Origin of the sequence: Streptococcus sp. HMSC078H03, from assembly GCF_001808655.1 — a bacterium.
Lineage (GTDB): Bacteria > Bacillota > Bacilli > Lactobacillales > Streptococcaceae > Streptococcus > Streptococcus salivarius_G.
The window spans coordinates 1-350 of sequence record NZ_KV794088.1; the positions used below are offsets into that span (position 1 = coordinate 1).

The following is a 350-nucleotide window of genomic DNA, read 5'->3' on the forward strand; positions in this document are numbered from 1 at the left end:
TCTTTGATAAGCTTATTGGTCCCCTCCAATTTTGCATTTGAGTAATGTGTTTCTAGTGCATTTTTGATGTATTGTTTATGTTTACGAAAAGTCCTAAAGACTGTTTTGAAGTAATGATTGACCTTGCTTATATTCTCCTCTATGAGTTCAAAAAACTCATCCCCTCTCTTCTCCTGAAAGTGAAAAAGCAAAAGCTGATAGAGGTTATAATAATTGGTGAGTTCTTCTGAGAAATTCAGTGTCTTCTCAACGACTTCATGTGGGCATAATGTTTGATGGAAGGTCTTTGAGTAAAAAGGGTTGAGAGATAACTTACGGCTGTCCTTTTGGAAGAGTCTCCAGTGATTTTT

1 protein-coding gene is annotated in these 350 nt (G+C 36.0%); it reads right to left on the reverse strand.

Features of this window, described 5'->3' with window-relative positions:
• A partial coding sequence (locus HMPREF2607_RS02975) for an ISL3 family transposase (RefSeq protein WP_070475760.1) occupies positions 1-350 on the reverse strand: 350 nt, incomplete at both ends.